Raw genomic sequence first — 18,988 nt, forward strand, 5'->3', positions numbered from 1 at the left:
TGAGTGGGTTTATGGTGACGAGGGAAAGGTGATCCGCTGGGCTCGGAAAGGGGCACAAGATGAGTGAACCGTCCTGGACGCAAGTCGTCAAAACCGTCGAACCGGAGCAGCCGCAGCTGAAACGGGTGCTCGGGCCAGGGCTCCTGCTCCTGTTCATCGTCGGAGACATCCTCGGCACGGGAATCTACGCCCTCACGGGCCAGGTCGCCGCAGAGGTCGGGGGAGCCGCCTGGCTGCCCTTCCTCCTGGCGTTCGCCGTCGCGACGGTGACCGCCTTCTCCTATCTGGAGCTGGTCACGAAGTATCCGCAAGCTGCGGGCGCCGCGCTGTACACGCACAAGGCATTCGGCATCCACTTCTTCACGTTCATCGTGTGCTTCATCGTCATGACATCCGGCATCACGTCAGCGTCGACCGCCTCACGGGCGTTCGCGGCGAACCTCACCATCGCCTTCGGCCTTCCGGGCGACACGCTGCCGACCATGCTCATCGCACTCGCGTTCATCGTGCTCATCATGCTGGTCAATCTTCGCGGCGTGTCCGAGAGCGTGTGGCTCAACGTCGTCCTGACCCTCGTGGAACTGTCGGGTCTTCTCCTCGTCATCATCATCGGCATGTGGGCGATCGCCGGCGGCAACGCGGACTGGTCGCGGGTCGTCGCTTTCGACACGCCTGAGGACAAGAACGTTTTACTCGCGGTGAGCACGGCCACCTCGCTCGCCTTCTTCGCGATGGTCGGCTTCGAAGATTCGGTGAACATGGCCGAGGAGACGAAGGACCCGAGCCGCATCTTCCCGAAGATGATGCTCAGCGGGCTCGGCATCGCTGCCGTGATCTACGTGCTGGTGTCGATCACCGTTGTCGCGCTGGTCCCCATCGGAGACCTGGTCGGCAGCGAGACCCCGCTCGTGACGGCGGTCGAGGCGGCGGCACCCGGCTTCCCGATCAACGACCTTCTGCCGTTCATCTCCATGTTCGCGGTCGCCAACACGGCACTGATCAACATGATGATGGCGAGCCGCCTGCTCTACGGCATGAGCCGGCAGAACGTGCTGCCGCCATTCCTCTCGAAGATCGCTCCGAAGCGCCAGACCCCCTGGGCGGCAATCCTCTTCACGAGCGCACTGGCGCTGGGCCTCATCGTCTACGTCTCCCTCGACGCCGAAGGCTCGATCGTGGCTCTGCTGGGCGGCACGACGTCGCTCCTCCTGCTCACGGTGTTCGCGGTCGTCAACGTGGCCGTGCTGGTGCTGCGGCGTCAGCCGGTCGACCACAAGCACTTCCACACACCCGTCTTCCTGCCGGTCATCGGGGCGATCACCTGCCTGTACCTGGTCTTCCCATGGACCTCAGGCCGGCCTGCCGGGCAGTACGGGATCGCGCTCGTGCTCCTGGCGATCGGCATCGTGTTGTGGATTGCCGAGCGCATCTACACCGCGTCGCGCCGCCGTCGCGGGTGATGTCTTGTCGACGTCGAGTCCCGGTCGTCATCGGGGCGGCGGCGCTTGCCGCGATCCTGACCGGGTGCGTGGCACCGCCGGACAGCCGGCTCGACGCATACGAGGCGCGGGCAGAGGAGATCCATGCAGAACTGCTCGCGCAGCTGCCTGACGCCGCCGACCAGGCCGTCAGTTCCCGGGCCTGGTTCGACGAATCCGAGTGGCTCGTACCGGCGGAACGACAGGTGGCGCACTGGACCACGGAATCGACCATCACAGTCGACGACGCATTGCCTGCCGCGGCGGCCGCCCTCGGCGAGCACCTCATTGCCGAGCGCTGGACGGCGGAGTCGGTCGTCGAGCCCGATGGTTTCCATTCCGACGTCTACCGTCTGAGCGAAGCCGACGGGGAATGGATCGTCGAAGTGTCATGGAACGACGGGCGACGCCTGCTCGTGATGGTCCAGAGTCCCGTCACCGTCCGCGGCCCGGCACAGGGCTGACAGACGAAAAACTCGTGGGAGGCCGGTGTGAACCGACCTCCCACGAGTCTGTGATCAGCTCGTCGTTACCGAGCGTCCTCGGCCGCGAGCAGTTCGGCGACGCGTCGACGCTCCGCCTTGCCCCAGGTCTCACGGGTCGTGAGGATACCGATGAGGCCGATCGTCGCAGCGAGGAGAACGACCAGCGATGCTCCGGGCCAGCCGATCGCTCCGACCGCGAGGGCCGCGATGAGCGGAGCGAACCCGCCGACCGATGCGGCGATCTGGTAGCCCATCGACGCGCCGGAGGTGCGGGTAGCCGTGCCGAACTGTTCGGTCAGCAGGGAACCCTGCACACCGGTGAGGGTGGCGTGGATGACACCGATGCCGATGATGAACGTGAGCACGACCAGCGCGGGGACGGCGTCGTTGGTGAGCAGGTACATCGGGAACGCGAACGCCATTGCGGCGATGCATCCTGCGATGTACAGGGGCTTTCGACCGACCTTGTCGCTCAGGCTTCCGGCGGCAAACGTGATGAAGATCGCCACGAGGCTCGCGGCGGTGATCGCCCCGAGCGCGAGTGGCCTGATGTCGGGGAAGCGCTCGGCCATGTAGTTCAGCAGGTACGTCGCCGTCGAGTAGTAGGTGAAGGACTCGACGATGCGGAGGGAGACGACCCGGAGGATGCTCTTCCAGTCGTTGCGCCACGCGCTGAGGAACGGGTTCTTCACCGTCTGGCCCGACGCCTTGGCATCTTCGAATTCAGGTGATTCGCTGAGGCGCGAGCGGACGAACAGTGCAGCGATGACAAGCACCGCGCTGAGGAGGAACGGCGTCCGCCACTGCCAGTCGCCTTCGAGCCCGGCGCTGAAGACGAACATCGCGCTGGCCATCGCGATGCCGAGAGGGTTACCCGCCTGAGGGATCGCCGCGTACATGCCGCGTCGGTTCGCCGGCGCGTGCTCGTAGGCCATGGTGATCGCCCCACCCCACTCCGCCCCGAAGGCGAGACCCTGAATCATCCGGATGAGGACGAGCAGGATCGGTGCGAGGATGCCGACCGTCGCGTAGGTCGGAAGGATGCCGATGCAGAAGGTCGCGCCTCCCATCACGATCATCGCTGCGACCAGAACGGGTTTGCGTCCGAACCGGTCAGCCATGTAACCGCCGATGGCGCCACCGAGCGGGCGCATGAGGAACCCGACGGCCAGGGTGGCGAAGCTCAGCAGTGTGCCGATGAACCGGTCTTCCTCGGGGAAGAACACCGCGCCGAAGTACAGAGCGGAGGCGGTGCCGTAGGCGATGAAGTCGTAGTTCTCGACGCTCGTCCCGATACCGGCGGCGATCGATGTCTTGAGCCGGTCGGGTGACCCGCGGAGTGATGTCCGTGGTTTGTCGATGGTGGTGTCCGTCATAGTGGATCTCCTTTGATCGTGCCACAGATGATTGCGTGGCAGCCGTGCGAGGTGGTTGTGGGTCAGGTCAGTTCAGGGACAAGGGAAGAGGTGCGGTCGTCGAGTGCGTTGAGCTTCGCGACCCGGCGACGAGTGTCTTCGTCGTCATCGAAGGTCGCGTTGAGAAAGTTCGCGACGATCTCGCCGATAAAGGCTCGGGGCGCAAGCCACGCTCCGAGCGCGATGGCGTTGGCGTCATCGTGTTCGACGGCCTGGTGCGCGGAGAACGGCTCGTTCGCGAGTCCGCACCGGATGCCACGGATCTTGTTGGCAGCCATGATCGCTCCGGCGCCTGAGCCGCAGACGAGGATCGCACGATCTGCGCGGCCATCGAGAACCGGGATGCACGTCGCCGCGGTGATGTCGGGAAAGTCGACCGGGTCGGTGTTGTGGGTCCCGCAATCGATGACCTCGTGCCCGAGGGCGGTGATCGCGTCGTGCACGAGCTGTTTGTAAGGGAAGCCGGCGTGGTCGGCTCCCAGTGAGACCTTCATGATGTGCTCCAAATCGGCTGGTTGGCTGGGGCGGCGACGGACAGGTCCAGGGACCGGTCGACGTCGAGGAGGTAGGGGATCGACTCGGACGCACCGGGTCGGGTGACGGTGAGACCAGCCGCAGCCCCGGCGACGCGCAGGTGCGCAGCTGAGACGCCGTCGAACGGAAGGGCGCTGGCGAGGTATCCGATGAACGTGTCGCCTGCCGCGGTGGTGTCGACCACGTCGACGGATGCCGCAGGCACGCTTTCGCTGCGGACACCGTCGACGACGATGGAACCGTCCGCACCCAGCGTGCAGACGACGACGGCATCCAGCCGCCGGCCGACAGCGCCGATGAGTCCGTCCCTGTCCTGGTCCTCGAGACCGAGGAGTTCGGCGACGCAGAAAAGCTCATGTTCGTTGACGATCAGCACATCGATCACGTCGGGAATGTTGTCGAGGGCGGTCGGAGCGGGAGCCGCGTTCCAGACCACGGTCGCCCCCGCGGACCGTGCCACCCGGGCCGCGGCCGAGCCTGCTGACGCGGGCAGTTCGTTCTGCAGGACGACGATGTCGGTCGTGCGGAGACCGGTGAGCAGGCGAGTAACGTCATCGCCGTCGAGGGATCCGTTCGCACCTGGGACGACGACGATGGAGTTCTCGCCCGAGTCATCCACCGTCACGACCGCGTATCCGGTGTGCACGTCGCTGCGGACGACCATCCTGTCGATGTCGACCCCGTCTGACCGGAGCCGGTCGCGAGCGGCATCCCCGGCATCGTCGTCGCCGACAGCGCCGACCATGATGACCGTTGCACCGGCGCGCGCAGCTGCGACCGCCTGGTTGAGGCCTTTCCCGCCGAGGCCGGTGTCGAGCCGACTGCCGGTCACGGTTTCTCCGGGCGAGGGATGCCGCGGAGTCCTGACGAGGATGTCCCGGTTCACGCTTCCGACGACGAAAATGCGACGTCCAGCGGTCACGTCTTCGCTCGGAACACGCGAGGCGGCTCCGGGAAAGACGGTCGCGTCGCGAGCGTCATCGTTGATGGTCGGCATTGATCCTCCGCGGTGGAAACGTTTCCAATTGGGAACGTTTCCACTATTGCTTAACGTCGACAGGAGCGCAACCTCGGATCTGGAGCGCCTCGCCATCCGGCATTCGGACGACGCGCGGCGAGGGATTTGCGTGGCGTGGTCTGGTGTTGGAAACTGATGAAACGTTTCCAGTGGAAGTTGACCTATGCCGACGATCAAAGATGTCGCGGAGCGAGCGGGAGTCTCCCTCGGCACAGCGTCGCGCGTGCTCAGCGGCGGTGGCAACACGTCGCCCCGGTCGCGTTCCCGGGTCCAGGCTGCCGCGGCCGAGCTGAACTACATCGCCAACGGCCCGGCGCGATCGCTCCGCAGCGCGCGCACGAACGTTCTCGGGCTGCTGGTCTCCGACATCCGTAACCCGTTCTTCTCCGAGCTCGCGCATGCGGCTGAGCGGGAGGCGATGCGGCTGGGCTACACGGTGATCCTCGCCAACGCGAACGAAGACGAAACCCAGGCTGACCAGTACCTCCGCATCTTCGCCTCGCAGCGAATCGACGGTCTGCTGCTTGCTCCTCAGGGCCCTCTCACTCCGCAGCTGACCTCGCTCCTCGCATCAGGTCTTCCGGTGGTGCTGCTCAACCGGCTCGTCGAAGGCCTCGACGCGCCGTTCTTCGCCACAGACAACAGTCAGGGCGTCGGCCTCGTCCTCGATTGGCTGCAGGCCAGGGGGCACACGGACGTTGCCTTCGTCGGAGGCCCGACCACGATCTCGACCGGCGCGGAGCGTGAAGCGGCTTACCTCGCAGGCAGGGCGTCACACGGGATCAGCACCGACGAGGCGCTCATCGATGCCGGCGACTTCCTCGCCGACGGCGCCGAGCTCGCCATGGTGCGCATTCTCGACAGGGGAGCGCAGCCGACGGCGGTGTTCGGAGCGAACGGACCCACCACTCTTGGTGCGGTGCGTGCCCTGCGTCACCGTCTCGGCCCTTCGTGGGCTTCCCAGATCGAGGTGGTCTCGTTCGACGATCTCGAGTGGTTCGAGTTCGTGTCGCCGGCGATCAGCGCGGTGAGGCACGACGCTGCCGCCATCGGCAGGCGCGGCGTCGCCGGGCTGCTCGAGCTCATCGCAGGCGGAACCGTCGAGTCTCAGCGGATCGCGACCACGTTCATCGATCGTTCGGAGTCCTAGGGCGCGTTCAGTTCGCCTGCGACAGCGCTTCGGCGAGGGAGCGTTCCAGCAGTGATCGCAGCGCGCCGCGGTCGACATCCGTCAGCCGCGTGAAGTAAAGACAGACCTTGCTCGCACGGTAGTTGCCGAGCCCCGCCAGGAGATCGGGCCAGCGCACCGAGAAGTCGTCGGCGAGGTAAATCGTGTGCTTCGTCGGCCCTGGCGCGAATGCGAGCAGGGGAGAACGGCCTCCATGTCCGCTCTCGTAGCGATACTCGAACTCACCGAACCCGATGATGCGGCCCGCCCAGACGACGGGGTCCTCACCGCTGATCTCGCCGAAGAGAGCGAGCAGCTCGTCAGCCTCTGCACGCCTGGGGCCGGTGGCGCGGTCCAGTACTCCATCGACCGGAAGGTCGGACGGCGACATTGCGGGCTGTTTCGCTGCCATGCGTCTCCTCGAGCTCGTGCTGGACCCTCAGAGTACTGCTGCAGACTCCTCCGCCGGTGACGGCCACTCGACGGTGTCCGGACCGGGAATGGCGCGGTCGTCTCGAATCAGCGTCGTTCCGGCGGGAATCTCCACCGCGGTCCGCCCTCGTGTGGCGACGACGACGATGTCGCCGGAAGGAGCCGGGATGACGGCGCTCGCCCAGTCGAGGTCACCGAGTTCCGGGCGCACCTCGAACCGGGCCCATCCGTCGTCGATGGGTCGCACCCCGAGAATTGCCTCCGGCAGGATAGCGGCAGGACCCGATGCCCAGGCGTGGCTGAGACTGCGGCCGAACGGCCTGCCGTACATCGCGAGGATGTCGTCGCCGAGGGTCGCTTCCTCCCAGAACGTGCCAGGGCCGCGATCGAGCATCGCGCCCCAGGTCTCCCGCACCTGTTCGAGCGCCGCAGGCGTGTCTCCCGCCGCGAGCATGGCCCGGAGGCGGAAGGCCGTCATGAAGGGTGTCCCGGCGGCGCCCACGCGAATGGCTTCCGCCACCCCAGCGGGGATCTCGCTTCCCTTGTGGATCCCGGAGAGCACCGCGAGGAAGTTGGCGTATCGGGCCGGCTGTTCGGACTCCCGGGCGTCGAGGTAGTCGGCCCAGCGCCCATGGGTCGGCAGCCATCCGCGTTGCCGAAGGGTTGTGGCGAGGTCGGTGGCCAGTTCGCCCCATCGTCGGGCGTTCGGATGCTGCGCCGCCGCAAGTACCCGATGTGCGCTGCGAAGTGCCCAGTACCAGAGCATCTGCAGGGCGATCGGATCGCGACCGATTTCCAGTGTGAGGCCCCAGTCGAGGAACACCGAGCCGTGTCCGGCGTCGACGAAACCGCCTGGCTGGTTCGTGGGCCGGAACACCCCGTCTTCTCCCGCGTGTCGGGCCAGGTCGGTGACGAACGCGTCGAGTCGGTCCGCTTCCGTGGCGGCGAAGGAGAGATCGCCGAAATACCGCAGGCGAAGGCCGGCGTTCACCACCCACCAGAGTGAATAGTCCGCGATCCCGTTCACGTATCCGTGATCGGGTCGGCCCAGCGCGACAAGTCCGTCGGCGACGACACCACCGACCCCGAGCGCGTAGGCGTTGGCGAGTGTGCTCAACGCCTGGTCGCCGGCCCACGGCATCCGATCACGTTTGATCCCGTCGATCATCAGTCCCTGCATACAGAGACGCAGGGTGTACTGCGATGCAGCCCAGATGCGGGTGAGCCGGTCATCGGAGCAGGCGAATGCTCCCGGGCGGTCGACAACGGGCACGGATGCCTGCACGACGACGGATGCGAGGGGAACGCTCGATTCGACGAAAAGGTACCGGAAACCCAGCAGGTGCTTCGTCGTCCAGCCTCCAGCAGGAAGGGCGAGGAGTTCGTGCCGCGTTTCGTGGGTGTCCGGGTCGGCGCGGGCTTCGTCGATGCTTTCGCCGCTGGACACACGCGGGGGAGGGCCGGGCGGGAAGATCGGGCGGCCGAGCAGGGGGGCGCCCAGGTCGAAGAGCGAATCGCCGAGCCCGCGGGCAACGACCTCGACCGAGCCGGCCGGCTCGAGGTGCGGCGCAGCATCGCCGCCGAACCGGGGGAGTACGGCCTCCCACGCGCCGTCACCGGTCCGCGCCTGCCAGTCCCGGAGCGGCGCGTCCCGATCGACCGAAACAGCAGGAACCTCACCCTCGGCCCCTGTGACGTCGACGCGGACCTCGGCGCCTGCTGGAGCGGTGACCGAGAGAACTTTTGCGGACCGATCGAGGATGTCGCGGGCGCTGGGCGCGCCGTTCACGGTAGCCGCGGTCAGCGTGCCGGCGATGCGCACGGTGACGGTCGCGGCATGCGTGGTCGTCACGACGAACGACGCCGCGCAGGAGACCCGTCCGTAGTTGCGCGGGTAATGCACGTTGCGGTTGGCGGCGAAGCCGTCGTCTACGAGCCGGGCCAGCAGGGCGAGTTCATACTGTCCAGGTCCGTATACCCACGCCGTGCCATCCGGAGATCGCTTGACAGCGGCATCCTCGAAGGGCTGGGGAGAACGTTCACGAACCCAGGCGCGGACCTCTGCTGCCGTGCCAGGCGGCCGCTGGTCTCCGGTCACCCCTTCACGGCACCGGAGGTCATGCCGGCGACGATCTCTCGCTGGAAGAAGATGTACATGATCAGCGGCGGGATCGTGATGAGGAGTACATCCGCGAAAAGGAGATTGAACGAACTCACCGATTGGGAGATGAAGTTGAACGTCGTCAACTGCACGGTGGCGTTCTCATCTCCCGGCAGGAAATACAGCGCATAGGTGAAGTCGCTGAAGACGAAGACGGACTGCACGACGATGACCGTGACGATCACTGAACGCAGCAGCGGGAAGATCACGCGGAAGAAGAGCTTGAGCGGGCCGGCCCCGTCGATGATCGCCGCCTCGTCGAGCTCGCGCGGGATCGTGGAGACGAACGCACGGAACAACAGGATGCAGAACGACAGACCGAATGCGACGTGCACCGCGATGAGGCCGGGCAGCGTCTTGAACATCTCGAGACCCTGCAGGACCCAGATGGTGGGCACGACAGCGGGCGGAATGATGAGGCCGGCAAGGACGAGACCGTTCACCAGCGGATTCCAGCGCGACCTCCGGCGCTGCAGGACATACCCCACCATCGCAGCCAGCACCACCATGACGGAGACCGCCACGACGGTCAGGATGGTGCTGTTGAGAAATGCCCGGACCAGCAGGAAGTCGCGGTTCTGGATGACGGTGATGATGTTGTCGAACAGCACCCACTCGGTGGGCCACGTGAATTCGAGGGCAGCTGCCTCCGCCTGCGTTTTCCCAGCCGTGAAGACGATGAACGCGAACGGGACGATGAAGACGATGAGGGCGAGAACGATGGCGACGATGCCGGCGCCCCACTTCCAGGCGACATTTCTCATTGTGCGTCCCCCTTTCGGTTGAGCCACCACGACAGTGGGAAGATGATCGCGCCGACGACGACGAACAGAACGACGTTTCCGGCCGTGGAGAGGCCGAAGAACCCGGCCTGGTACTGCTTGTAGATCACGGATGCCAGCACGTCACTGGTAAAGCCAGGACCTCCGCCGGTCATCGCCCAGATCAGGTCGAACGATCGCAAGCCTCCGATGAGGGAGAGCAGGACAACGGTCACCGTCGCTGGGCGGAGTAGTGGGAGTGTGATGTGCCGGAAGTTGTTCCACGCCCCGGCGCCGTCGACTTTCGCGGCTTCGAAATACTCCTGGGGAATCGCGACCATGCCGGCGATGTAGATGAGCGTTGCAAGACCGACACCTTTCCAGATGTCGACGAGGGCGACCGAGAGCAAAGCTATCGACGGGTCGGTCAGCCATGCAGGGCCCTGGATCCCGATCGCCGCAAGGGTCTCGTTGATAGGGCCGCCGAACGGGTCCATCAGCACCTTGAACAGGATGCCCACGCCGATGGTGCTGACAAGCACGGGGAAGAAGATGGTCGCTCGCAGGAAACCGCGTCCGATGATCTGCGAACTGAGGAAGACGCCGAGCAGGAGGCCCAGTACGACCTTGGAGGCCGACGTGATGAAGGCGTAGATGAATGTGTTGATGAAACCCTGCACCAGTTGCGGTTCCTGGAAGAACCGCACGAAGTTGTCGAAGCCGATGAATTCGACCTCGAAGAGGGTCCAGCGCGTCAGCGCGAAGTAGAACGACGCGAGGGTGGGAACGAGGAACAGGACGACATAGAAGACACCCGCCGGAATGAAGAACCAGGTCGGATAGGAACTCTTCATGGGCCGACGCTTGGCCGGCGGGGAAGGGGCGATGCCCCCTCGCGATGTCGAAGTCGGTGTTGTCGCAGTGGTCATAGTTGGATCTCCCGGATGTGCCTGCAGGGCCGGGCGGTCAGCCCGGCCCTGCAGATCGGTGGTGCGGCCTACCAGCCCTCGATGCCGAGCTGCTGTGCCTGCTTTTTCACATCCTCGTCATACTGCGCTGCACCGTCGGCAGCTGGCGTGATGCCTGAACCGACCGCGACCGTGATCTGCTCGAGTGCAGGGCCCTTGATGGGGGAGAGGAACTCGAGAGCGAGGTTGGTCTTCTCCTCGTCGAAGTACGGCTGGAGGTCGGAGACGATCGCCGGCACGTCGTCGGGCAGTTCGCAACCCTCGACGACGAACGGACCCTGGGCGGCAGTGGTCTCAGCCTGGATGTCGCAGCTCTCCGGTGTGACGAGGAACTCGACGAACTTCTTCGCTGCCTCGAGCTTCTCGCCCTCGGTCGACTTGGGGATGTAGACCGCGCCCGGCATCCACACGGTGAGCCCGTTCGTGTCTGCGTCAGGGCCGGGAAGCGGGAATGCTCCGACGGTGTCGCTGGCCTCCGGGTTCGTGGTCATCAGCTGGCTCGCCGCGAAGGTCAGCATCGGATACTGCGCTCCTGCGCCTGTGGCAACCATGGTGACGCCATCTGCGTACTTGGCTGACGCGAAGTCTTCGTTGAAGAGACCGTCTTCGAACGCCTGCTGAAGGTGCTCGAAACCGGCGAATGCGGGCTGGTCGACGTACTTGGCCTCGTTGTTCGTGTACTTCTCAGCCCAGTCGGGGTCTTCGGCGAGGACGTTGTTGAAGTCGCCGAGGATGAACAGCTGCGACGTCCATGTGTCGCCGTACGTCTGCACGATCGGGGCAGCCGTCCCGGCAGCCTTGATCGCCTCGCTGTTGGCGATGAACTCATCCCAGGTGGTGGGAATCTCGAGGCCGAGCTCTGCGTAGATGTCCTTGTTGTACAGCACGGCGCCGGCCATCGCCTGGCCCATCGGCACACCGTAGACGCCGTCGTCGCCGCCCACCGAGTCGATGAAGTTCTTGTCGAGCTTGTCGACCCAGGACTCGCCGGAGAGATCGACGAGAGTTGACCCAGGGGTCAGTGCCTGAAGAAGCGAGCCGGAGTTGTAAGCGAACACGTCGCTCATCTCTCCGGTGGCGAGGCGTGTCTTGATGAGGTTGTCGCCATCCGCTCCCTGCGGTCGAGTCTGGACGTCGATCTTGATGTCGGGGTTCTCGGCGGTGAACGCCTTGGCGAGTGCTTCAGCGGTCGCAACCGTCGCCTCCTGGTTGTCCACGAGGTAGGTGAGTGTGCCGGCGGAGCCGGAATCGGTATCTCCGGCGGAGCAGCCGGCGAGTGCGAGCGACAGGGCGAGACCGCCTGCGCCTATGGCGACGACCGAGCGTCGCGACGTACGGGGGACCATCATCTTTACCTCCATGTAAAGCAACTGCACTGTTGGATGCTCCGAACGATCTCGGTGCTGTGGTGGCCCACGTTACAAGCGCCGCCGAATTTATGTCAACCGATCTACAACAATTTATTGAAACGATTTTACAACAGGCTGAAATCCAGTTGTAGATCGGTCTATCTTTTCGCCGCCGAGCGTGTATCGTGGCAGCCAGTCGAAAGGGGGAGGCATGCCAGGATCGCGGGGAGCGACCATCGAGGATGTCGCGCGAGTGGCTGGAGTCTCGCGCGCAGCGGTGTCCAAAGTCATCCGGAACGCGTATGGCGTGAGCCCCGCGATGCGCGAGCGAGTGAACGCGGCGATCCAGTCGCTCGACTATCGCCCGAGCGTCGCGGCCCGGGCGATGCGCGGCGTGAGCTTCACGCTCGGGATCGAGCTGCCGAACATCGGGAACCCGTTCTTCTCAAAGATCATCGCCGGGGCGACTGCCGCGTTGCAGCACACCCAGTACCAGCTCATCATCGCTCCGGCCACAGGGGATGACGGTGACGAAGGAGTGCGCGCGCTGAGTGCCCTGTCCGACCGGCAGGTCGACGGCATCGTCGCGATTTCGCCTCTCGTGACGTCCGAATGGCTCGAACGGCTCGCGACGAAGGTTCCCGTGGTCATGCTCGGCCGCCACGACCACGCGGTCTCGTACGACACGGTCATCGGTGACGATGTCGAGGGAACCCGCCTCGTCATGGAACATCTCTTCCAGCTAGGCCATCACCGGATCGTCCACCTCACCCGAAGCGAAGAGGTCACCCGACCGGGCTCAGGCAATCCACACGCGGTTCGGCTGGAGCAATACGTCGCCAGGATGCACGCTGCAGGCTTCGGCGAGCACACACGTGTCGTGCGCACGGGCCTCACCGAAGAGTCCGCGCGGCTCGACACTCTTGCGCTGCTCGACCAGGAGATTCCCACGGCGATCTTCGCCGGAAACGACGAGCTCGCCCTCGGATCTCTGCGGGCGATCGATGAGTTCGGCCCCACCGCAGCAGAGGTGTCCGTCGTGGGCTACGACGACATCGACATCGCCGGCCACCCCGCCGTCTCGCTCACGAGCATCAACCAGTCCGGCGAAGCCATGGGTGAGCAAGCCATCCGCCTGCTTCTCGAGCGCATCGGCGGACGCTCTGAGCCCACCAACTTCATGGTCGAGCCCGCGCTCAAGATCCGAAAATCATCGCGACCAGTACCGACCAGAGACACACCCTGACCCGAACCACTCACACCGGGCACTCACCCAAGGAAGGTTGACAATGTCCCAGCTTCTGCCTGCCCCAACGGCCGTCGATCCCAGCGCTCGCATCGTTGCGCTGCGAACGCAGTATCCCGAGGATCTGATCGGCGTCCCGCTGCCTGATCTGCGCCTCACCTGGCGAGCGAACGCGGCATCCCCCCAGATCGGCTATCAGGTGCGCTGGCACGGCGCGACGAGCGGCACGGCGGAACCGACCGTCGCGGACACCTCGATCGGCGTCGTCGCGCCAGGGCCTTCGTTGCAGGCGGGGCAGGTGCGGATCTATGAGGTTCGCATCGCCACGGCTGCCGGATGGTCGGCGTGGAGCGATCCGCTTACGGTGGAGGCTGCCGTCGACCCTGGCGCACTGACGGCGCGACCGATCGGTGGCACTGAGCCGGTCGACGGCCCGGTGATGCTGCTGCGCACGACGTTCACCGTTCCTGCGACGCCGGCACGGGCTCGCCTGCACGCCACGTTCTGGGGTGTCGGTGAGCTGCGGATCAATGGCGAACGCGCAACGGATGAACACCTCACCCCCGGCTGGACGGCGTACAAGGATCGTGTCGTTCTCGGAACCTGGGACGTCACCGAGCTGCTCCACGTCGGTGAGAACGCACTCGGTGCGTTGCTCGGAGACGGCTGGTACCGGGGCCGTCTCGGCTGGGAGGACGGAACCGAGCAATACGGGACACAGACGGCCGCTTTCGTCCAGCTCGACGTCGAGTGTGCCGATGGCACGACGGTGAGCGTGGCCTCGTCCCCCGAGTGGACGACCTCCACAGGGGGCATCCGATCCGCGGGCCTCTACGACGGAGTTGAGATCGATCTCGGGGCTGAGCCCGAGGGGTGGGATGCCGCGGACTTCGACGACTCCGCGTGGGTTCCGGCCCTCCCGATCGATGTCGACACCGCAACCGTGGAGCCCAGGATCACCGGCGGTGTGCGAACGATCCGGGAGTGGGACGTGGCCGTCGAGCAGCGTGAAGGCCACAGTTTCCTTGACAGCGGCCAGAACATCGCCGGATGGCTGCGGCTCGTGGTTCGCGGCTCCGCCGGCGACCGGGTGGAAGTCCGTCACGCCGAGGTGCTGGAGCCCGACGGCTCCATCCACACCAAGTCACTGCGCACAGCGCGGGCGACCGACGGCTACGTGCTCGCCCACGACGGTGAGACGACGCTCGAGCCGACCTTCACTTTCCACGGTTTCCAGTACGCCGAAATCACGGGTGCCGAAGTCGTATCGGCCACGGCCGTCGCCATCTCCAGCGCGGACCGGCCCCGTTCCGAGTTCGCGTGTTCCGACCCGATGCTCGAGCAATTGCACTCGAACGTCGCCTGGTCTCAGCGCGACAACTTCGTCTCGCTGCCCACGGACTGCCCGCAGCGAGACGAACGACTCGGCTGGACCGGCGATGCCCAGGCATTTGCGCCCACCGCCAGCACACTGTTCGATGTCGAGCAGTTCTGGGTGTCGTGGTTGCGAGACCTCGAACTCGATCAGGACGCTGACGGCTCCGTCGCGGCCGTCGTACCCAACATTCTCGTCGATCCAGAGGAGCCGAAGGATGGCGAATGGACGACGATGGGACGCGCCGGGTGGGGGGATGCCGCCACCATCGTGCCGTGGGCGATCTACGAGTCCTATGGCAGCGATGAGGTCCTCGTTCGGCAGCTGAGCAGCATGCGCCGCTGGGTGGCGAGCCTGGAACGCCGGGCCGACGGCGGTCTGCTTCCCACCGAATTCCAGTTCGGTGACTGGCTCGACCCTGATGCACCGGGCGATCAGCCGTGGAAGGCGAAGGTCTCGTCTGATTACGTGGCGAACGCATTCTTCGCGCACAGCGCCCGGCTGCTGGCGAACGCCGAGCGGCTCGTCGGCGACGCCGACCGCGCCAAGGCCGCCGATCATCTCGCCGACCGCGTGACGCAGGACACCTGGGAGCGCTGGGGCGCTGAAGCGGTTCGCACCCAAACCGGTGCGGCGATCGCGCTGGAGTTCGGGATCTCGCCCGACGAGGAACGCGCGCGCATCGGTGAGGAGCTCGCGCGGAATGTCCGCGATGAGCGCGGACGCATCGCCACCGGATTCCTCGGCACCCCGCTCGTGCTCTTCGCCCTGGTGAACAGCGGCCACACCGACGAGGCGTTCCTCATGCTCCTCCGCCTGGAAGCACCGTCGTGGCTGTACCAGGTGGAGATGGGCGCGACGACCGTGTGGGAACGATGGGACGCGCTGGCGCCCGACGGAAGCATCCACACAGGGGAGATGGCCACGGACGACAGCTCTGGAATGCTCTCGTTCAACCACTACGCCTACGGAGCTGTCATCGATTGGATCTACCGCTACGTCGCCGGTATTGCCCCGACTCTCGAGCGGCCGGGTTACCGGCAGATCGTCGTGGCACCGCGACCCTCGACGGCCATCACCTGGGCACGCGCAACCGTTGAGACCCGACTGGGCGACGCATCCGTCGACTGGCGACTCTCGGGGAACAACCTGCACATGGACCTGGTGGTGCCGTACGGCGCCGAAGCGGTACTTGACCTGCCGGCCACGGAAGAGTCGTCGATCGAGGTTGACGGTGGCGCCTATACCGGTGAACCCGTCGGCCCTGGAGACCATCGCATCGTCGTCTCTGCGGTGCGCGTCGCTGACCCGCAGGCCCTTCTGGCGGCGACCTCCTGACGCTCATCTCTCAGACGGTTCGTTTTCCGCCAACGGCACCAGGGAAACATCGAGCAGTGCGGGACAGGCCCGATTGCAGCCGGCCAGATGATCCAGGTCGTCCGAGATGTGCCCGATGAGAAAAAAGCCGTCATGAGGAACGGCCGCGCCATCGGTGAGGAACACGATGATGCTCTCTTCGGCCGTCCAATAGGCGACGTCGCCGGCGCGGTAGTGAGTGATGGGGTCGCCGTCGGAGGGCCCCAGCGGCTCGGCAAGACGGGCAACCTGGGCTGTGCCCATGACGTCGTTGAACACGAGTGAATGTGGAAGTCGCTGTGCGAACTGCGCGGCCTGGGTTGAATCGTTCAGTTTGATCTGCGGATGTACAGCCGTCTTTGTGGGACCTGCTGTCGCCGCGGCGATCGCCAGGAAGAGCACCACGAGTGGCGTGAGTATGAATCGGAGGCGCATGACATCAGCAAACTGCGCGACGGCGCTATGCGGGAGTCCCGGCTCTGACGCGCCCTGGCAGGGCATCCCACTCCCGATCGAGACCGACCTAAACTTCAGGCATGGAACACCACGCGGAGGTTCGCGACTTTCTGATGACGCGGCGAGCCAGGATTGAACCAGAGCAGGTCGGTCTTCTGAGAGGCAGCGACCGACGAGTGCCCGGGCTTCGTCGGGGCGAGGCGGCCGCGTTGGCCGGTGTCAGCGTCGAGTATTACGCGCGACTTGAGCGTGGTGCGATTGGGGGAGCGTCCGACGCAGTCCTGGACGGTCTCGCAAGCGCGTTGCTCATGGATGCCGCCGAGCGCGAGCACCTGTACCGGCTGGCACGCCAGTCGGGCGGTTTGGCGTTGCCCAGCCGAGGCAAGGCGAAAGCGCCGAAGGCATGGCGTCCGTCGCCGAGCATCCAGTGGTTTCTCGATTCCATGGAATCGACTGCCGCGCTGATCGGAAACGGCAGGACCGACCTCCTGGCGTGGAACCCGCTCGGCGGCGCGCTCATGGAGGAGATGATCTCCTCGTCGACGACGTCTCCGCCGAACTTTGCGCGGTTCATCTTCCTCGAACCGGTCGCACGACGATTCTTTCCGGATTGGGACATTGCAGCGGGCACGAACGTGGCGCAACTTCGCACCGAAGCAGGCCGCGATCCGCACAGCAAGGAATTGCATGACCTGGTCGGCGAACTCTCCACCCGCAGCGACCACTTTCGTCACCTGTGGAGTCGTCACGATGTGTGGCACCACGAGACCGGAACGAAACGCTTCCATCATCCGTTCGTCGGCGACCTCACCCTGCATTACGACGGCCTGGATCTGGTCGGAGACCCACCGGCGCAACTCACCGTGCTGACTGCCGAGCCTGGATCGCGAGACTATGAAGGGCTCAAGCTACTCGGCACCTCCGTGGCGCCTCAGAGCGCGCCTGCGGAACCACGGTCTCGCACCTCGCAGTGACAATCGACTCGCGACCGGGTAGTCGAACCCGTGGGGGTTGGGGCGTCTCCGGCCGTCACCGTTCGAGCACCTTCTTCAGTCGCTGCAGGTGATCCCCGTCTTCTTTCTTCAGCTCGGCAACGACCAGTGGAAGAAGTAGCTTCTTTGCACCGCTCGCCGTGACCTCACAGACCAGGTCAGCGCGCGTGCCGGTCGCTTCTGGGCGAAACGCATAACGGTAAACGGTCTCGATTCCCTCGGTCAGATTCTTCACGGCGTACGTCTGATTCGGTTCGTACACGACGACCTCGAGTTCGGCCTGCTCTTCCTTGCCCCTCATCAGGCGGGTCTCGCGATAGCGCGAACCCACCCGGGTGGGTCCCTCGGTGATCGCGACCATGCTCTTCACGGATGGAACGACCTTCGGCGCGTTGTCGGGTGTCGTGATGAAGTCGAAGACATCCTGCGGTGGACGAGAAATCCATTCACTCGTGGTGAACCCGGCCATTGTGTCCTCCTTGTCGGATCGGTCGAGCTCACGGTAACCCCGGGCAGGTCACCGCACAAGCGGCCGCGAACGACTGCGACTGCCCTGGTTTGCGTTGGAGTACGGCGTCGCCGTCTGACCCCTACCGGCCCGCGCCGCGGCACTCTATATTGTCGTCAGCGTCTGGCACAGCACAGGACGCGGCCCCACCACATCGAGTCGCCAACGGCGACGCTATTGAATGGAAGTCGAATGCCAGAAAGCAACAAGCCGACCATCGTCCTCGTCCACGGCGCGTGGGCGGACGCATCCAGCTGGAACGCCGTCGTCGTTCCCCTTCAAGCGCAGGGTTACACGGTTCTCGCACCACCGAACGAGCTTCGCGGGCTGACGAGCGATGCCGCGTACATCTCGTCTTTCCTTGCACAGCGGACGACAGGTCCCGTCGTGCTTGTCGGGCACTCGTATGGCGGTGCGGTCATCACCAATGCAGGCGCGAACGGAGGCGACGTCAAGGCGCTCGTCTACGTCGACGCGTTCATCCCTGACGAGGGTGAAACCGTCGTCAGTATTCTCGAAGGTTCTGGTTCGGCACTTGCCGTGGCCGATCCGACGACCGTGCTCGATGTGGCGGGCTATCCTGGCGCCCCAGAGGGCGCGGCCGAGGCCTTCCTGAAGTCGGAGACAGTGCACACCGCCTTCGCCCAGGACCTGCCTGAAGCGGATCGGTGGGTCATCGTGGCGACCCAGCGACCGGCATCCTTCGTCGCCAACGTCACACCGTCAGCCGCCCCGGCGTGGAAGTCGATTCCGAGCTGGGCGGTGCTGGGCACCCAAGATCTCGTCATCCCGATCGCCACGCAACGCCGAATGGCCGAGCGCGCAAACGCCACCATCACCGAAGTCGACGCATCCCATGTGTCGATGGTGTCGCGGCCGGAGGTAACGCTTGCCGCGATCCTGGCAGCTGTGGAAGGGTTCAGCTGATGTCGACCATCGTCGAGAAGATGACGGCGTCGCTGCCGTCCTGGGGCGCAAGGATGGCGTTCGGCGAGAGCGTCACGGTGGGCGGACAGGAGGTCATCCCGGCCGCCCTGGTCGTGTTCGGTTTCGGCGGTGGCGAAGGCTCAGGCACGTGGCCCGAGCGTGGTGGGGCCCCCGAAGGCCAGGGCGAAGGGAGCGGCGGTGGAGGTGGGGGTTACGTCTTGCCGATCGGCGCATACGTGGGCGGCCCGAACGGGTTGACGTTCTGGCCGAACCCGGTCGCCATGATCATCGTGAGTGTCCCTCTTGTGTCCGCTATCGGTTGGGGGGTCGCACGGATCATCAGCGCCGCGAAATAGGCC

General features: G+C 65.3%; 18 protein-coding genes. 8 read left to right on the forward strand and 10 right to left on the reverse strand.

The features are described from left to right. Window positions 1-59: 59 nt before the first annotated feature. Window positions 60-1,460, forward strand: coding sequence for an APC family permease (locus AC1M0F_RS00430; RefSeq protein WP_480236235.1), 1,401 nt, complete (start codon window positions 60-62; stop codon window positions 1,458-1,460). Window positions 1,461-1,528: 68 nt separating this feature from the next. Then, complete coding sequence (locus AC1M0F_RS00435) at window positions 1,529-1,942, forward strand: hypothetical protein (RefSeq protein WP_480236236.1); 414 nt, start codon at window positions 1,529-1,531, stop codon at window positions 1,940-1,942. 65 nt (window positions 1,943-2,007) lie between these two features. On the opposite strand, the gene AC1M0F_RS00440 is transcribed toward AC1M0F_RS00435, so the two are convergent. The 3 genes from AC1M0F_RS00440 to AC1M0F_RS00450 form a co-directional block, all read right to left on the reverse strand. Beyond that, a complete protein-coding gene (locus AC1M0F_RS00440) occupies window positions 2,008-3,339 on the reverse strand; it encodes an MFS transporter (RefSeq protein WP_480236237.1) in 1,332 nt (443 codons plus the stop codon). 62 nt (window positions 3,340-3,401) lie between these two features. After that, window positions 3,402-3,872: an RpiB/LacA/LacB family sugar-phosphate isomerase gene (locus AC1M0F_RS00445; RefSeq protein ID WP_480236238.1), complete on the reverse strand. Its 471-nt coding sequence runs from the start codon at window positions 3,870-3,872 to the stop codon at window positions 3,402-3,404. Then, complete coding sequence (locus tag AC1M0F_RS00450; RefSeq protein ID WP_480236239.1) at window positions 3,869-4,909, reverse strand: ribokinase; 1,041 nt, start codon at window positions 4,907-4,909, stop codon at window positions 3,869-3,871. The genes AC1M0F_RS00445 and AC1M0F_RS00450 overlap by 4 nt, the downstream gene beginning before the upstream one ends. A 184-nt stretch (window positions 4,910-5,093) precedes the next feature. Between AC1M0F_RS00450 and AC1M0F_RS00455 the strand changes: the two genes are divergently transcribed. Continuing rightward, window positions 5,094-6,080, forward strand: a complete 987-nt coding sequence (locus AC1M0F_RS00455) for a LacI family DNA-binding transcriptional regulator (RefSeq protein ID WP_480236240.1) — start codon at window positions 5,094-5,096, stop codon at window positions 6,078-6,080. A 7-nt stretch (window positions 6,081-6,087) separates the two neighbouring features. Here the strand turns inward: AC1M0F_RS00455 and AC1M0F_RS00460 are convergent, their stop codons facing one another. The 5 genes from AC1M0F_RS00460 to AC1M0F_RS00480 form a co-directional block, all read right to left on the reverse strand. Next, window positions 6,088-6,510 (reverse strand): DUF1801 domain-containing protein, encoded by a 423-nt coding sequence (locus AC1M0F_RS00460; protein ID WP_480236241.1) that lies wholly within the window; start codon window positions 6,508-6,510, stop codon window positions 6,088-6,090. Window positions 6,511-6,537: 27 nt separating this feature from the next. After that, window positions 6,538-8,628 carry an alpha-L-rhamnosidase-related protein gene (locus AC1M0F_RS00465; protein WP_480236242.1) on the reverse strand — a complete coding sequence of 697 codons (2,091 nt, stop codon included), beginning with the start codon at window positions 8,626-8,628 and terminating at the stop codon, window positions 6,538-6,540. Next, window positions 8,625-9,455, reverse strand: a complete 831-nt coding sequence (locus AC1M0F_RS00470; RefSeq protein ID WP_480236243.1) for a carbohydrate ABC transporter permease — start codon at window positions 9,453-9,455, stop codon at window positions 8,625-8,627. Before AC1M0F_RS00470 ends, AC1M0F_RS00465 begins: the two co-directional genes overlap by 4 nt. Beyond that, window positions 9,452-10,306 carry a carbohydrate ABC transporter permease gene (locus AC1M0F_RS00475; protein ID WP_480236244.1) on the reverse strand — a complete coding sequence of 285 codons (855 nt, stop codon included), beginning with the start codon at window positions 10,304-10,306 and terminating at the stop codon, window positions 9,452-9,454. Before AC1M0F_RS00475 ends, AC1M0F_RS00470 begins: the two co-directional genes overlap by 4 nt. Window positions 10,307-10,449: 143 nt before the next feature. After that, on the reverse strand, window positions 10,450-11,769 hold the full coding sequence (locus tag AC1M0F_RS00480) for an ABC transporter substrate-binding protein (protein ID WP_480236245.1): 1,320 nt from the start codon (window positions 11,767-11,769) through the stop codon (window positions 10,450-10,452). A gap of 211 nt (window positions 11,770-11,980) precedes the next feature. On the opposite strand from AC1M0F_RS00480, the gene AC1M0F_RS00485 reads away from it, so the two are divergent. Continuing rightward, a complete protein-coding gene (locus AC1M0F_RS00485) occupies window positions 11,981-13,015 on the forward strand; it encodes a LacI family DNA-binding transcriptional regulator (RefSeq protein ID WP_480236246.1) in 1,035 nt (344 codons plus the stop codon). Between the two features lie 43 nt (window positions 13,016-13,058). Continuing rightward, entirely contained in the window at window positions 13,059-15,728 is a 2,670-nt protein-coding gene (locus tag AC1M0F_RS00490) for a family 78 glycoside hydrolase catalytic domain (RefSeq protein WP_480236247.1), read from the forward strand. 3 nt (window positions 15,729-15,731) lie between these two features. On the opposite strand, the gene AC1M0F_RS00495 is transcribed toward AC1M0F_RS00490, so the two are convergent. Then, window positions 15,732-16,151, reverse strand: coding sequence for a cyclophilin-like fold protein (locus tag AC1M0F_RS00495; protein WP_480236248.1), 420 nt, complete (start codon window positions 16,149-16,151; stop codon window positions 15,732-15,734). A gap of 164 nt (window positions 16,152-16,315) precedes the next feature. Here AC1M0F_RS00495 and AC1M0F_RS00500 point away from each other — a divergent pair, with 164 nt between their 5' ends. Continuing rightward, complete coding sequence (locus AC1M0F_RS00500) at window positions 16,316-17,176, forward strand: helix-turn-helix transcriptional regulator (RefSeq protein WP_480237332.1); 861 nt, start codon at window positions 16,316-16,318, stop codon at window positions 17,174-17,176. Between the two features lie 55 nt (window positions 17,177-17,231). Here AC1M0F_RS00500 and AC1M0F_RS00505 read toward each other — a convergent pair whose 3' ends face one another. After that, window positions 17,232-17,663 (reverse strand): SRPBCC family protein, encoded by a 432-nt coding sequence (locus AC1M0F_RS00505; protein WP_480236249.1) that lies wholly within the window; start codon window positions 17,661-17,663, stop codon window positions 17,232-17,234. Window positions 17,664-17,894: 231 nt separating this feature from the next. On the opposite strand from AC1M0F_RS00505, the gene AC1M0F_RS00510 reads away from it, so the two are divergent. Together AC1M0F_RS00510 and AC1M0F_RS00515 are read left to right on the forward strand one after the other, a co-directional pair. Continuing rightward, window positions 17,895-18,629, forward strand: coding sequence for an alpha/beta fold hydrolase (locus AC1M0F_RS00510; protein ID WP_480236250.1), 735 nt, complete (start codon window positions 17,895-17,897; stop codon window positions 18,627-18,629). Continuing rightward, window positions 18,629-18,985 carry a hypothetical protein gene (locus AC1M0F_RS00515; RefSeq protein WP_480236251.1) on the forward strand — a complete coding sequence of 119 codons (357 nt, stop codon included), beginning with the start codon at window positions 18,629-18,631 and terminating at the stop codon, window positions 18,983-18,985. The genes AC1M0F_RS00510 and AC1M0F_RS00515 overlap by 1 nt, the downstream gene beginning before the upstream one ends. Window positions 18,986-18,988 lie beyond the last annotated feature (3 nt).

The sequence above is a fragment of the Mycetocola sp. Y719 genome (genome assembly GCF_056713205.1).

Excerpts from the sequence above, each read along its gene's own strand:
- AC1M0F_RS00445 (WP_480236238.1), bottom strand. The coding sequence starts at position 3,872 with ATGAAGGTCTCACTGGGAGCCGACCACGCCGGCTTCCCTTACAAACAG.
- AC1M0F_RS00470 (WP_480236243.1), bottom strand. The coding sequence starts at position 9,455 with ATGAGAAATGTCGCCTGGAAGTGGGGCGCCGGCATCGTCGCCATCGTT.
- AC1M0F_RS00485 (WP_480236246.1), top strand. The coding sequence starts at position 11,981 with ATGCCAGGATCGCGGGGAGCGACCATCGAGGATGTCGCGCGAGTGGCT.
- AC1M0F_RS00460 (WP_480236241.1), bottom strand. The coding sequence starts at position 6,510 with ATGGCAGCGAAACAGCCCGCAATGTCGCCGTCCGACCTTCCGGTCGAT.
- AC1M0F_RS00510 (WP_480236250.1), top strand. The coding sequence starts at position 17,895 with ATGCCAGAAAGCAACAAGCCGACCATCGTCCTCGTCCACGGCGCGTGG.
- AC1M0F_RS00430 (WP_480236235.1), top strand. The coding sequence starts at position 60 with ATGAGTGAACCGTCCTGGACGCAAGTCGTCAAAACCGTCGAACCGGAG.
- AC1M0F_RS00515 (WP_480236251.1), top strand. The coding sequence starts at position 18,629 with ATGTCGACCATCGTCGAGAAGATGACGGCGTCGCTGCCGTCCTGGGGC.
- AC1M0F_RS00455 (WP_480236240.1), top strand. The coding sequence starts at position 5,094 with ATGCCGACGATCAAAGATGTCGCGGAGCGAGCGGGAGTCTCCCTCGGC.
- AC1M0F_RS00500 (WP_480237332.1), top strand. The coding sequence starts at position 16,316 with ATGACGCGGCGAGCCAGGATTGAACCAGAGCAGGTCGGTCTTCTGAGA.
- AC1M0F_RS00490 (WP_480236247.1), top strand. The coding sequence starts at position 13,059 with ATGTCCCAGCTTCTGCCTGCCCCAACGGCCGTCGATCCCAGCGCTCGC.
- AC1M0F_RS00505 (WP_480236249.1), bottom strand. The coding sequence starts at position 17,663 with ATGGCCGGGTTCACCACGAGTGAATGGATTTCTCGTCCACCGCAGGAT.
- AC1M0F_RS00440 (WP_480236237.1), bottom strand. The coding sequence starts at position 3,339 with ATGACGGACACCACCATCGACAAACCACGGACATCACTCCGCGGGTCA.
- AC1M0F_RS00450 (WP_480236239.1), bottom strand. The coding sequence starts at position 4,909 with ATGCCGACCATCAACGATGACGCTCGCGACGCGACCGTCTTTCCCGGA.
- AC1M0F_RS00475 (WP_480236244.1), bottom strand. The coding sequence starts at position 10,306 with ATGAAGAGTTCCTATCCGACCTGGTTCTTCATTCCGGCGGGTGTCTTC.
- AC1M0F_RS00480 (WP_480236245.1), bottom strand. The coding sequence starts at position 11,769 with ATGATGGTCCCCCGTACGTCGCGACGCTCGGTCGTCGCCATAGGCGCA.